Annotated in this window: 12 protein-coding genes; 4 read left to right on the top strand and 8 right to left on the bottom strand. The window is 49.2% G+C overall.

Annotation, left to right across the window (positions count from 1 at the left end):
- Position 1: 1 nt before the first annotated feature.
- The 5 genes from truD to CSH92_RS03740 form a co-directional block, all read right to left on the bottom strand.
- A complete protein-coding gene (gene truD / locus CSH92_RS03760; RefSeq protein ID WP_100656246.1) occupies positions 2–1,057 on the bottom strand; it encodes a tRNA pseudouridine(13) synthase TruD in 1,056 nt (351 codons plus the stop codon).
- Complete coding sequence (gene ispF, locus CSH92_RS03755; protein WP_100656245.1) at positions 1,054–1,530, bottom strand: 2-C-methyl-D-erythritol 2,4-cyclodiphosphate synthase; 477 nt, start codon at positions 1,528–1,530, stop codon at positions 1,054–1,056. The genes truD and ispF overlap by 4 nt, the downstream gene beginning before the upstream one ends.
- Before the next feature lies 1 nt (position 1,531).
- A complete protein-coding gene (gene ispD / locus CSH92_RS03750) occupies positions 1,532–2,257 on the bottom strand; it encodes a 2-C-methyl-D-erythritol 4-phosphate cytidylyltransferase (protein ID WP_100656244.1) in 726 nt (241 codons plus the stop codon).
- Positions 2,258–2,259: 2 nt separating this feature from the next.
- Positions 2,260–2,547, bottom strand: a complete 288-nt coding sequence (gene ftsB / locus CSH92_RS03745) for a cell division protein FtsB (protein WP_100656243.1) — start codon at positions 2,545–2,547, stop codon at positions 2,260–2,262.
- A gap of 69 nt (positions 2,548–2,616) precedes the next feature.
- Positions 2,617–4,320, bottom strand: coding sequence for a TIGR03545 family protein (locus CSH92_RS03740; protein ID WP_164084649.1), 1,704 nt, complete (start codon positions 4,318–4,320; stop codon positions 2,617–2,619).
- Positions 4,321–4,987: 667 nt separating this feature from the next.
- Here CSH92_RS03740 and putA point away from each other — a divergent pair.
- Positions 4,988–8,785, top strand: a complete 3,798-nt coding sequence (gene putA / locus CSH92_RS03735) for a bifunctional proline dehydrogenase/L-glutamate gamma-semialdehyde dehydrogenase PutA (protein ID WP_100656241.1) — start codon at positions 4,988–4,990, stop codon at positions 8,783–8,785.
- Here putA and CSH92_RS03730 read toward each other — a convergent pair.
- Positions 8,782–9,381, bottom strand: a complete 600-nt coding sequence (locus CSH92_RS03730; RefSeq protein WP_124916912.1) for a TIGR04211 family SH3 domain-containing protein — start codon at positions 9,379–9,381, stop codon at positions 8,782–8,784. The two genes, putA and CSH92_RS03730, sit on opposite strands and share 4 nt — an antisense overlap.
- Positions 9,382–9,524: 143 nt before the next feature.
- Here CSH92_RS03730 and CSH92_RS03725 point away from each other — a divergent pair, with 143 nt between their 5' ends.
- Complete coding sequence (locus CSH92_RS03725; RefSeq protein WP_124916911.1) at positions 9,525–11,024, top strand: CYTH domain-containing protein; 1,500 nt, start codon at positions 9,525–9,527, stop codon at positions 11,022–11,024.
- Positions 11,025–11,027: 3 nt separating this feature from the next.
- Positions 11,028–12,242 carry a helix-turn-helix domain-containing protein gene (locus CSH92_RS03720; RefSeq protein ID WP_100656238.1) on the top strand — a complete coding sequence of 405 codons (1,215 nt, stop codon included), beginning with the start codon at positions 11,028–11,030 and terminating at the stop codon, positions 12,240–12,242.
- On the opposite strand, the gene CSH92_RS03715 is transcribed toward CSH92_RS03720, so the two are convergent.
- A complete protein-coding gene (locus tag CSH92_RS03715; RefSeq protein WP_100656237.1) occupies positions 12,239–12,484 on the bottom strand; it encodes a YfhL family 4Fe-4S dicluster ferredoxin in 246 nt (81 codons plus the stop codon). The two genes, CSH92_RS03720 and CSH92_RS03715, sit on opposite strands and share 4 nt — an antisense overlap.
- 141 nt (positions 12,485–12,625) lie before the next feature.
- A complete protein-coding gene (gene mutH, locus CSH92_RS03710) occupies positions 12,626–13,300 on the bottom strand; it encodes a DNA mismatch repair endonuclease MutH (protein ID WP_100656236.1) in 675 nt (224 codons plus the stop codon).
- A 111-nt stretch (positions 13,301–13,411) separates the two neighbouring features.
- Between mutH and rppH the strand changes: the two genes are divergently transcribed.
- Positions 13,412–13,948 carry an RNA pyrophosphohydrolase gene (gene rppH / locus CSH92_RS03705; RefSeq protein WP_100656235.1) on the top strand — a complete coding sequence of 179 codons (537 nt, stop codon included), beginning with the start codon at positions 13,412–13,414 and terminating at the stop codon, positions 13,946–13,948.
- Positions 13,949–13,987: the final 39 nt, after the last annotated feature.

Raw genomic sequence — 13,987 nt, 5'->3', positions numbered from 1 at the left:
GCTAGCCTTCCTCCACATTCACCAGTTCGCGGATCACTGCAGTCGCATAGCAACCCGCGGGTAAACTTAATTGTAGGCACAAATCGTTTCCATCCACGTCCCATTCAAAGTTCTCGGGGCGCAGGCTTATGGCGCGCCTTTCTTGTTTCAAGTCAAGCGCGGTTAATGTATCCAGTACGGGTTGGAAGTTACGACACGATTGCTGTTCAAATTCCTCAGCAGCATCCTGAGTGAGCCATTTACCTTTGCCCGCCAACGGCGCAGTAATGGCAATGTCCCCTTCGCTTAAGCGTTGGCGCAGCGTCTCATCGACAGCGGGTACAATGAAAAAGCTATTACTGCCGCTTAATTGCATCGCATCACCGGCGAGGATTTCATCATAACAGTCTGCATTGATGCGAGCAGAGACGACATGATTGAATAACCAACTGCGTAATGCAGATATTGCCATTGAGCGCTTATTTCGATTGCGAATGGTTTCACCGTCCATCATGCGCTGTGCCATGGCAAGATTGCCGCCCGTGTGCAGTTGACCATCGCTGCCACGCACCACGCCAAAGCGCTGCTCGGCAAAGTAGTTTGGCGCGCCATACGCTTTAATCAATGCTGCGCGCTCCAAAGCCCAGGGCATGTCAGTGAGGTCGCGCAGACGGATAGTAAAACGATTGCCTTTTAACTGTCCGGTACGCAACTTTTTATGATGCCGTTGGTTATCCAGAATGCGCGCACCGGGCAGCGAAAACGCACTCCAATCCAGTTGTTGATTACCCGGCATATGTACGCCAAACCATTGCTGGGTTAGGGCAAACTTGTCTTTGCGCCCTGCGTAGCTTACGGCTCGTAGCGGTAGCCCAGTAAATTTAGCCAGAGCTTCAGCCACAAATGCGGTATTTAGGTCTTGCTTTTCGACCCACAAGAAAATGTGTTCACCTTCACCACTGGTCGCATAACCCAGTTCTTCAGTCACAATAAAATCGTCGGCAATGGCCTTAAAGCGAGCTGAGGCTTGGGGTTTACCATGTAAATAATACCAATCGGTAGCGAGTGTTAGACTCATGCGATACGCTCAATTAACACCACAGCATGACAAGCAATGCCTTCTTTGCGACCGGTATAACCGAGCTTTTCAGTAGTAGTGGCTTTGACATTGATGGCATCCAGTTCAACCTGACAATCCGCTGCGATGTGGGCGCGCATCGCGTCAATATGGCTGGCCATTTTGGGTGCTTGAGCCACGATAGTCATATCTGCATTGCACAGCTGGAAGCCTCGCTCGGCAAGCAGACCCACTACATGACGCAATAATACCCGCGAATCGGCATTGGCGTAGGCTGCGTCGGTATCGGGGAAGTGTTTACCAATATCCCCCAAAGCCGCTGCGCCAAGCAGTGCATCGCACAATGCATGCAGCAAAACGTCACCGTCGGAGTGCGCTAGCAATCCTTGCGGATAATCAATGCTTACACCGCCAATGGTGATTGGGCCTTCGCCACCAAATTTATGAACGTCAAAACCGTGACCAATACGCATACTACTGTTGTACCTTCTTATCTGCGGGGGTGTAATCAGTTAAATAAAATTCTGCCAAGGCTAAATCAGGCGGGCGAGTGACTTTAATATTGCTTACGCAGCCTTCGACTAAACTTACTCTGTAGCCTGCCTGCTCCATCGCGGAAGCCTCATCAGTTATGCTTGCGCCCTGTGCTAGCCCTTGCTCAATCGCACGTGTGAGCTCATCTAGACGAAACATTTGCGGCGTAAGCGCATGCCATAAATGTTCGCGCGGTTGGGTCTGCGCGACGAGATTGGGTTGATCAGCGCTGGCTTGCTTCATCGTGTCGCGCACCGGGTAAGCAAGGATCCCGCCTTGCTGGTGGTGTGTGACGTGTTGGATCAGAGCATCAATGTCAGTTGCTGACACGCAAGGGCGCGCTGCATCGTGCACCAAAACCCACTCATTAGCTTTTGCGTGCTGCGCGACAGCACGCAGTCCATTCAGCACACTATCAACCCGTTCGCTGCCACCACTGACGCGGGTGATGCGCGGTTCTTGCGCTAGGTTTAACTCATCCACATAACCATCGTCATCATTGACGACCAAAAATAATTGCCCCAATTTAGGATGCGCTAGCAGTTTCTTAAGCGTGTGTGCCAATAACGGCTCACCATTAAGCAGCAAGTACTGCTTAGGGCGATCGGCCTGCATACGCTTACCCACTCCCGCGGCAGGAATAACTACTGGAAAACGCTCATTCATACTTATTGCTCAGCGGGAAGGATACGATAGAAAGTTTCACCTTGCTTGATCAGACCAAGCTCATTACGAGCGCGCTCTTCTATGGCTTCCAAACCAATTTTGAGGTCATTGATGTCTGCCTTGAGCAGTTCATTGCGTTGGGTAAGGTTAGCGTTTTGTTGAACTTGCTCATCGATTTTACTTTGTAGTTCCCAAAGGTCGGGGATGCTGTGTTTACCAAACCACAGGCGATACTGTAACGCAGCCAATAATACCAACAGTATTAGCGGGATCACTTTATCGCGCGACATAGGCAACCTCAATTAATCGAATGTTGCCATTATGCCGTGATTTATCGTGCAAGCAAGAGGTGACGGGCGTTAGCCGCCCAGTTTGCCTTTAAGTTTATCTAACAACTCGTTTTTCTTTTTTTCCACCGCGTTATTCAGCGGCGCAGCCAAGAGTTCGTTGAGCGTAGCGCTTTGTCCCGCTGTTTGGTCTTGCCAGCCCGTCAGTTGACTGAGGAGGCCACTGGTATCACCCAACGAATCCGCCGTTTTGGCTTCTAATTTATTGCGTAACTCGGCCAGCTTGCCAGTTTCATCCTGACTGAAGCTTGTGGCAATCGCGCTCATTAACTGACGATCTAAATCCGACCGCAAACTGAAGTTAGGCGATTGTAAATCACCACTTAAATTTAACCGCATCGATAGCGCTGAAATATCATCCATGGCGCTGGCCACTGCGGAGGTAAAATCGTCACTCCCCGTGAGGGCCATGCTTAATTGAGCTAAATCAATCGAACCGGTGCCGTCCAGTTGACTATTGATCACACTGAGTTGACCCGTTGTGGTGGCGAGCGCTGACAAGATCTGAGCACTCATGCGTTGACTGTCCGACAGGTTTAAATCTTTGAGATTAATGCCTTTAATCGACCACTGTTGCTCAGCGTTGACACCATCGGCGGTAACCGCGAATTGCCCAGACGTTGAAAATACTTGCCATAAAGCGCTTTGCGCGGCATCAATGACAAATTCAGTGGGGCCATTCACCAATGCGTGTTGATCGGTGATATTGCGCCATTCGCTCGCAATGGATTCTCCATTGACGAGCACTGAAGCCCGCGCTTGCTTGATCCATACATTCGGTAAGCCATCGGCGGGAATCTCTTTGGGTGTCTCTTCAGCGGCGCTTTCACCGCTTAACATGGGGGCCAGGGTTTGGATCGCCAAGGTAATATATTGGGTATATTGGGCGGCCTTTTCGCCGAACAAGCTTTGGGTAATTTGCGCCAGTGCCGCTTGGTCTCCGCCTACCAAACCTTGCAGTAACTGATAATCCTCTTTACTGGCTTGGCTTAATGCAGTTTTTGCTGCGCTTAGGTCTTCCTTGGCTGCTTGCACAGCCGTTGTAAAGCTTTCTAGTTGGGTTTTGTCGGCGCGTATTTGTTCTTTTAGTTGATCAAACTGATTTTTAGCTTGCAGCATTGCCTGTGGATCTTTGAGATCTTGCGCTTGTAGCGCTTTTATTTGTGCTTTGTATTCGTCGATCCGCGCCTTACTGGGCAGGGCTTCGAATTGTTCCTTTAAAATGGCTTCATGCTTCTGTACCGTCTGTTGCGCTTGTGTTACCGCTGCCGTGGTTTTTAACGGTGAGTTTTGCAGTAATTCATCCACGCTCGGCACGTCTTCTAAACTCGGAAAACCAAAGTTACCGGCGGGCTCTGGTTGGCGATACACGGCACCGGCAGATGCGCGCGCAGTACCAAATGCGACGCCATCAATATTCACTTCGTTGGCGATCAATTTTTTGCTGAGCAAAGGGCCAAACTCAACGTCGGCAAAGGCTTGCTGCACTGCAACTTTATTGGTGGTGGGTTGTATTGGATCAGTCAATTGAATATCGCTAAAGGTGATGGTGGTCGGGAACAAGGAGTGGCTAACTGCGCCAATATTCACTTCGGCACCATAAGCTTTGCCAATTTCTTCTTCGGCGATGGTTTTGATCAACCAGTCGGCAAACAGAAAATACCCGGCGATGATAACTATCAATAGACCTATTAGTGCATTACGAAATGTTTTCATATTCATCCTTACAATATTGACTCTGTATTAACTATCCAACTATCCAACTATCCTGTTATTCAACAATCAACCTGACTAACCATACGTTGATGCACCGTTTGAGCAATTGCACAGAACTGAGTTCAAAGACGAACTCGCTAAGCCTAGCGCCCGCAGCAAGCTTTATCGCTGCTCAAATTGCTCTCACTATCAAACTTTAGTGTAGCTGGTTGACGTAAAGTTTATGGCACAGCTTTATTATCAATGCTACCTATTCCACGGGCGAACTCCGCCGGATAGACAGTCGCGAAACGAGCCACTCGCGTCCTATCGCCGCGCGTTTTCGAATCCAGCCGTCAAGAAGATAGCTCTTAGAGCTCAACATCGACCGATCAGATTTGACTGATAAGTAAAGAATAGCACTTTTACTCCGTATTCTAATTAGACAGAGTCGCACTGTTTGGTTCATTAACGCTAGGTTTTGGGGCTCATCAGCCAGTCTTGCCAGAATAAATTTAGCTCGCTGTAGCCAAGCCGTAATGGCTATAAATCACGCTATGCATGCTGTCTCTAAAATAGGGTAATCGTTAATTGACACTTTTGCGTAGCAAGTTTTTACCGAGACTCTTTTTTTCTTGGGCGTTCAGCGTTATCGTGGCGCCCAAATCAACCATATGATGAGGCACCTATGCTGTTTTCTGATGAACTTTGTACCACGACGCCATTGCGCCAAGTGATCCGCGATTACCACAGGATTGATGAGGATAAAGCCATTGACTTTATTCTGCCTGAGGCCGAGATCAATATGCGTGCAAGGAGTCGTGCTTGGGATCGCGCCAGAAAATTGGTGTTGCAGATCCGCAAAGAGCAGCAAGGACATGGTGGCGTAGATGCCTTACTTAACGAGTATTCTCTGTCCACTTCCGAAGGTGTGGTGTTGATGTGTTTGGCGGAAGCGCTACTGCGCGTGCCGGATAAATCGAATCAAGAATCGTTGATCCGCGACAAATTGTCACGCGGACAATGGGCTCCGCATTTGGGCAATAGTGACTCGTTATTTGTGAATGCATCTTCGTGGGGGCTACTGCTAACCGGTAACATGGTGAACTATGCTGATCGCTCTAAAAGTGACCAGTTTAACCTACTGAAAAAGACCATGGGCCGCATGGGGGAGCCAGTGATCCGGCGTGCAATGAATATCGCCATGAAAGTGATGGGCCGTCAGTTCGTGATGGGTGAATCGATTGAAGATGCCATCAAGCGGGCTACTGAGAAAGAAAAGAAAGGCTATGCCTATTCATACGATATGCTTGGCGAAGGTGCTCGCAATAGTAAAGATGCGCAGCGGTATTACGAAGCTTACGAAACTGCCATTCATGCCATAGGTAAAGCAGCCGCTGGCCGAGGGCCGCGTAAGAGCCCTGGTATATCAGTAAAACTGTCGGCTATCCATCCGCGCTATGAGCTGACTCATTACGATCGCGTGATGAAAGAGTTACCCGAAAAGCTGTTGGCGTTGTGTTTGTTAGCCAAGCAATATGATATTGGTTTAACGGTTGATGCTGAAGAATCTGAGCGTTTGGATATATCCCTCGATATTATCGAAAAAGTCTTTGCAGACCCGCAATTAGAAGACTGGTCAGGTTTTGGTCTAGCGGTGCAAGCCTACCAAAAACGGGCTATTCATGTTATTGAGTGGCTGCGAGATTTGACCCTGAAGCACAACCGTCAATTGATGGTGCGTTTGGTGAAAGGTGCCTATTGGGATAGTGAGATTAAAGTCAGTCAGCAAGCTGGCGTTGAGCACTATCCGGTGTTTACCCGTAAATCTTCAACCGATGTGTCTTATCATGCCTGCGCCAATCGTTTGTTGGCTTATCGTGACACGATTTACCCACAATTTGCGACCCACAATGCCTACACCGCGTCGGTCATTATTGAACTGGCAGGGGGCGATCACAGTGGTTTTGAATTCCAGTGTTTGCACGGTATGGGTGATACTCTGTACGACAGTGTGGTCAGTGATGAAGGCATTCAATGCCGGATCTATGCGCCGGTGGGCGATCATGAAGATCTCTTGGCCTATTTAGTGCGTCGTTTGTTAGAAAACGGTGCGAACTCGTCTTTTGTGAATGCGATTATTGACGACAAGAAGCCGGTAGAATCCCTCCTCGAAGATCCGGTCGAGCGCACCCAGCGCCTTGACGAGCGAGTCAATACCAAGATCACAATGCCAGCGGACCTGTATGCGCCTAGTCGCGTCAACTCCCGCGGGCTTGATATCGCCGAGTTTAATCAAATTGTGCCGTTAAAGCTTGGCGTCGAGCGCGCTGCCAACGAATATCGCATTGACGGTGAGCTACCTGAAGGCGCAGTTGCCGTGCGCAATCCAGCTGACCTCAACCACGTGGTGGGTTATCACATTTATGATACGCCAGAGCAGATGCTCACCAAGTTGGGTAAAGTCAGTGATGGCTATGCCAAGTGGAGTGAAACACCGGTTTCTGAGCGCGCTGAAATTTTGAATCTAATTGCTGATGCGCTTGAGCGTCACCGCGATGAGTTGATTGCTTTGTGTATGTTAGAAGCGGGTAAAGTCACGCAAGATGGTATTGATGAGATCCGCGAAGCGGTGGATTTCTGTCGCTACTACGCGGTACAGATTCAAGAAGTGAGTAAAGACGAGCGATTATTATCGCGGGGTGTCGTGTTAGCGATTAGCCCATGGAACTTCCCTTTAGCGATCTTTTTGGGGCAAGTCGTCGCAGCTTTAGCTGCAGGTAATACGGTGATCGCCAAACCGGCTGAGCAAACCGCATTGATTGCGCGTCGTGCAGTTGAAATCATGTACGGCGTAGGTTTGCCTGAAGATGCCTTACAGCTTGTTGTTGCCACCGGGCAGCCGGTGGGTGAAACCTTATTACCGGACGAGCGGGTGAGTGCAGTCATGTTCACCGGCTCAACCCAGACGGCAACACTTATCTCGCGTACGTTGGCCAAGCGCAGCGGTGCGCAGGTACCATTGATTGCCGAAACGGGTGGGCAAAACTGCATGATCGTTGACTCCACCGCATTGCCAGAACAGGTGGTGGACGATGTAGTGCACTCTGGCTTTCAAAGCGCGGGACAGCGCTGCTCAGCGCTGCGCGTGATGTTTGTGCAAGAAGATATCGCTGACGATGTCATCGAAATGCTATCCGGTGCTATGCAAGAGTTGGAAATCGGTGACCCTACCTGGCTACACACTGATGTGGGTCCGGTTATTGATGAAAAAGCATTAAAAACTTTGCAGGCGCACACGCAAAAAATGGCGGACCAGGCGAAGCTAATTTATCAGACTGAACTCAACGACGAGTTGGCTGCGAAAGGTCACTTCTTTGCGCCGACATTGTATGAGATCCCGTCGTTAGACGTGCTTGAGAAAGAAGTGTTTGGCCCAATCGTGCACATCGTGCGGTTTAAATCTAAAGATTTAGATAATGTGGTCGAGCAAATCAATCAACTCGGGTACGGTTTGACCTTAGGCGTCCACTCGCGCATCGAAGAACGTGCCAACTACATTGCCGCGCGTGCGAAAGTGGGTAACGTGTATATCAATCGCAACATGATCGGCGCGATTGTCGGGGTACAGCCCTTTGGTGGGCGAGGCTTGTCGGGTACAGGACCGAAAGCGGGTGGCCCGAACTACCTCCCGCGCTTGCTACTTGAGCGCAAAACGCCTGCGGAAATCTGGTACGCCTCGGATGATAGTCGCAAGATCGATTTTGGTTCTGCTGATGATCACTATTCGTCGGTTGTTGAGTTGATGCAGGCCGCCACTAAGGCTGAAGATAAATGGCGCTTAACATCGCTAAATGATCGCTTGTCATATATCCGCCAAATGCTGGCACAATTGGCCAAGGAAGACGTCAGTAATCGCTATGTAGATGAACTCGACACTACCCTGGCAAGTGCGCGCAAGCAGCTGACATTAATCGAGAAAATGCTCAAGAAGCATACCCAATTGCCAGGCCCAACTGGCGAGTCAAATGAACTACGCTTAGAGCCGCGCGGAGTGATCCTTGGCTATGGTGATAGTAGTGTTACCTTTGAGTACTGGGTGTTGTCACTGGTCACAGCACTGGCGACGGGCAATACCATGGTGGCAGTGGTATCGGATGCATATTATGCAGAGATCGAAGCGATTAAAGGTTACTTGGTAGATGCGGGCGCGCCAGCCAGTATTTTACAGATTGCGCGTACTCAGCATCTCACTCAGTTGCTGGCTGACCCCGCGCTAAATGCGGTTGTGGTGGATAGTCAGAATAACCATAACGAGTTCTTCTGTGCGCAATTAGCGCAACGTGAAGGACCTATTCTGCCTGTTATCACGTCAGAATATATGGACAATCTGATCATCCGTTTGATGACGGAGAAAACCATCAGTATCGATACTACAGCGTCGGGCGGAAATACCTCGCTGATGACACTAGTGGATGATGATTAATTCATCCACTGGTCGTTGCGGCGGCGCTTCTTGGGGATAAAAGTAATTAAGATCCCCAACAAAATACACGCTACCGCGACAATGCCACCGCGCGTGAACCAATCGATCATTTCCTTTTGATCGACACGCTGCAGCTGTTCTTGCAAGGTTTGCTGCTCTTGCAGCGCACCTTCCAGCTGTTGCGCTAGGCGCTGGCTTTGCTGAGTTAATGTGGCGTTTTCCTCGCGTAAACGCTGGTTTTGTTGTTGCAATGTTGTGTTACTGGCACGCACGTCATTTATGGCTTGACGCAACGCCGGTAGCTCCGCACGGATCGAGCCGGAAGTTGAAATAAAGCGCGCTTCAACCCAGCCTGTGCGGCCTTCATCATCACTGATTTGAACGAACTCGGGGTCACCTTCACGAGCTAGGATGGTGATTGGTGAACCCGCCACGATTGTGCCTGTTATTCGGTAGTTGCGGCTCGGCCCCGTGTGCAAGAAGACCGTAAGGTCATCCATAATAGTCGCCGAGTCGTCTGCTGATTGCGCTGTAACTGATGGACTCATCAGCAATCCAATCGAAATCAACAGAGCCATGAAAAAAGCTGAACGCATAGTTGCTAAAGCCTTGTGCAAATTATCATTTAATATGCCGATGGTATTCGATGGTGAACTGATTGCCAAGTCAAAGCCTCAAGAGTAAGGTTATGCGCATCTATGCTTAATCATAAAAAAATGTTGTGAATAACGAAGTTGAGATGAAATTTGTGGTCAATGGTGACGGCCACGAGCGTTTTCAGCGCTTATTGCCTGACCTGAGCAATTTGCTCGGTAGTGCCAGTGAGCTAACCATCGCCCATGAGCAGAAGCAACTGAGTAATCAATACTATGATACCGATGATCATTTTTTCGCTACGCATCGCTTTGGTTTTCGCGTGCGTGGCTGCAACGGGCAGTATGAGCAAACCCTGAAGACGCAGGGGTCTACGATTGGTGGCTTGCATCAGCGTGGTGAATACAATATCCCGTTAAGTTCAGAGCATCCGGATTTGCGCTTGTTTAATGATGTGCGCTGGCCTGCAGAAATGACCTCGGAAGCGTTGCAAAGCGCCTTAGTAAAGCGCTTTGCCACTGATTTTACGCGGCATGAATATCGCCTAACCTTGGGAGATGATTGCGTAGAAGTTGTCTTTGATCATGGTGAAGTCACCACGGAAAAAGACTCTCATCCTATCCACGAGGTGGAAATTGAGCTCAAGCAGGGTGATGTGCAGCGGGTGTTTCAACTAGCGCGGGTGCTCAATCAGCATTTATCGTTGCGCTTGAGCGATACGACTAAAGCCGCGATGGGGTATACCTTGCTCGGTGAAACGCGCCAAGGCCGGCACCCATTGCCCGATTATTTGCCACTCGAATTTGAAAGTACCACTGAGGAGGCATTTTGTAACGCTGTTGAGGCTGCGCTAGGGCATTGGCAGCACCACGAACAAGTCTATATGAACACTCAGGCGTTAAAGTACTTGGATAATGTGCAGGAAGGTTTATATTTGTTGGTGCAAAGTGTTTCGCTGTATTTACCGGTATTACAATGCGCACCGCTACTGACTCTGCACAAGCGGCTGATCAGTTACACGCAAAAATGGTCCTGGTTAACCGAATTACATAATTTACGTTTTCTCCGCTCGAAAAAGGGCCCTTTTACCCATTTCTTGACCGAACATGAAGCCCTGATGAGCTATTTGCAAGGGCGTAAAGTCGGCTTACTGCAAGGCCGTTCCCCAGAGCAATTATTTTTTTCCAGTGAAGCCAATGAAATCAAAATTCTGACCAGCGAGCTAATGGTCAAAAAGCCGTGGCGAAATGAAGCAACGGGATACGATAAGCCTGTATTGGAGCATGCTCGCGGGTGGTTGTCACAAGGCTGGCAAAACGTAATGCAGACGTTAGCACAACCGGAACCACTGTCCCAAACACACTATATTGCAACCGAGGCGGTGTTGCGCCAAGCACTGACCAATGGGTATTTACTCGCTGACTTGTTCAGTGATCAACGCGGTGATTTTCGTGCTCCCTGGCACGATATCTTGATCGGTGTAGAGGAAATGAAGGCGCTGATCACATTGAAAAAGTTACTCAATGAAGCTGAATTTGAGGATATTCCTGCATTAAAGTCATGGACCGCCGATAAACTTCATAACCTACTATTAGTGATTGAACGAACCCGAGCTGCAGCAATTGAGCAAGAGGCTTACTGGTAAACTATGGCTGAACTTTTAGAGTTCTTAACAACCTTGCTGTTTGTCTTATGGCTAGGCTTGATGGCCTTTGCCTGGGCCCGTTTTGACGTGTTGCCGCACGGTAAGCTGTTGTATGCAATTAGCGCGCTGTGGCCGCTTATTCTGGCCGAAGACCTATTGCGATTATCTGGTGCTGCGCATTGGTTGGCAGTGTTAGTTGGCCTGTTTTATTGTGTGCCATTGCTAATGATGGTTGCCGTTGCGTTGATGAGTTTTCCGATGGTACAAAAACAGCCTATTCGATGGCGGCCGCTGATGTATCTCGGTGTAGTTCTCGTGGTCGGCCTGCAAGTGCCGACCCTATTACTACCAGCAAGTGAAAAAATTAACTTACTCATGCAACAACCACAAGGCAACCCATTAACGTATGCCCCGGTCTATTTCGTTTATGGCCTGACAGGTTTGATGATTGTTGGCATTGGCATTAAGTTGGTTGAAGCGATGCAAACTTACCAGAATACCTTGTCTGAGCAAGTGGTCGACGTAAGTTATTACCGCGTTCCCACCATTATTAGTCTCTTAGCGACGATGGTGGGCATAGGTTTTGCCGCGACCATACTCACCGCATTGGTGGCATTCAACTTTGTCCAATTCAGTTGGTGGCAGACCACACTGCATTATGCTTATGGTTTGGTCTTTTTGATGATTTTTATCTTGTTGCTGGAACGTCGCCGCTACTCACCACAGCCTCTGGACTTGGTGCGCTTGGAGAAAAAACAAGGCGAGGAATGGCGCTTACGTGAGGCCTTGGCACGGGCTGAAAAAGCCATGATCCAACGTAAAGCCTATAAGGTGATTGGTTTGCGTATTGAACAATTAGCCGATGCTGCAGGCGTTGATCCAACCGATTTGGCCATCGCTATTCATGTTCTATTGAAACGCAATTTCCGCGCATTTGTTTATCATTATCGCTTGGAATACGCCAAAAAGGTCTTAATGCGAACGGATGCTAAAGTGACTGCTGTGGCACGGCGCTTAGGGTTTGAGTCGGAAAAGTTTTTGTCAGATATGTTTATTAAGTACATCACAACGATGGGCGCACGCAGTGCCAGTGAGTTTGATGACCCACTGGATGCTCATGATGAACCGATTTTCCTAGACCCTTTGGCCAAAATTCAAACACCCAACACCGCGGCCAGTAATGGTGCTGTGCAGGCGCAAACATCAAAAGCAAACTAGCAGTGCAGTCGGGTAAATTTATCCGCTAACTCATCAATGCTTTCGCGCTTGTCGGGGTCCGGTTCAATACAACCCACAGGACAAACCGCAACACAGTTTGGTTCATCGTAATGCCCGACACACTCAGTGCAACGGTTGCTGTCGATTTGATAAAAATCAGCGCCCATGCTGATAGCTTCGTTGGGACATTCAACCGGACAAAGATCACAATTGATACAGTCTTCAGTGATTCGCAAGGCCATTTTCTTCACTCCGATAACGTATTAGCTATTAGTCATGCTAACAGTGCGTGGATGAGCGGATATTGACGTATATCAAGTCTGCATAGAACCGATGGGCAATTAGGTGTGTGCTGTGCGCGCAGAGTCTCTGGCAACCGCAAACTACGTAAAAGCCTGCTGCAGTATTTCTTGAGTAAATGCTTTGCGTAGATAAAAGCCGCGCGGTCGGGTTTGGATTAGGGCGCCATTAGGACCAATCGCAGCAGTAGTCTGTGAGCCATCGGCGGCCTTGGGGCGAAGCTGTAATACCTCGCCTAAGCGCGCGGTGATTGACTCAACCGCCCCTAAGCTGATGCGCTCCATGATTTCTTCCCAATCGGCCTTTAATTGGCTACTTTGTGCGGCATTGGGTTGCCATAAAATCGGGCTGCCCACCATCCGGTCGCTTGGAGGAATGCTGCGCTCACCGTCAATCGGGATCCATAATACGGTGCGTAACTTGTGGTAAACGCTACTTGTTTCCCAGTTAACCCCTTCTTGCCCGAGTAAGGGGGCATAACACACATAGGTTGTCTCTGCTGGGCGCCCAGCGTGATCGATGGGTAAGGTTTTTAGCTCTACGCCGAGCTCTGGGAAATCGTGCTGTGGGCGTGATCCCGCCGTGGCGCCGAGCCATAATTCAAGCAGTTGACCACTCCAACCTTTCTGACGCTGAAAATTGGCCGGCACCGCAATATTCGCTAATGCCGCTAAGTCACCAAGGGTCAGTCCTGCCAATTGATTAGCGCGCTTGATAAGGTCTTCAATGTTTTGTGGGGGCGTGTTTGGTACTTGCACCAATAGAGCTCGTTGTCTGAGGGTAAACTATTTGTTTCTAATGCTATGCAATTCAACTCGTTTATGGAAGAATGAAATCATTGATAATGAATTACGCACTATGGAGTCTTCGTGATAGACGCAGACGGATTCCGTGCGAATGTGGGTATCGTCATTTGTAATCGTTTAGGGCAAGTGTTCTGGGCGAGACGATACGGACAACATTCTTGGCAATTTCCGCAAGGCGGTATCGACGATGGTGAAACACCTGAACAAGCGATGTACCGTGAGTTGTACGAAGAAGTAGGCTTACGTTCAAACGACGTAGAAATCCTTTCTTCCACCCGTAACTGGGTGCGTTACAAATTGCCCAAACGGCTTATAAGACAAGGTTCGAACCCAGTTTGTATCGGACAAAAACAAAAATGGTTTTTGCTCCAGTTGCGCTGTGACGAGCGGGACGTGGATGTGTTGCAATCGGGGCACCCAGAATTTGATGACTGGCGCTGGGTTAGCTATTGGTATCCCGTGCGCAATGTAGTGTCCTTCAAGCGTGATGTGTATCGGCGGGTGATGAAAGAATTCTCGCCCGTAGCGATGCCGGCAAATAATAAAGCCGTGTTTGGACAGCCACGTCGCAAAAAGCAACGTCGTCAGCAATCAAACTGAGTCAATCACTGCCTTTAGGGCAAACGATTAACGCTTGAA

Origin of the sequence: Neoalteromonas flava (assembly GCF_002807685.1) — a bacterium.
GTDB classification, from domain to species: Bacteria; Pseudomonadota; Gammaproteobacteria; order Enterobacterales; family Alteromonadaceae; genus Alteromonas_E; species Alteromonas_E flava.
Note: the sequence above shows the minus strand (reverse complement) of the source record. Positions and strands in the feature narration are given on the sequence as shown.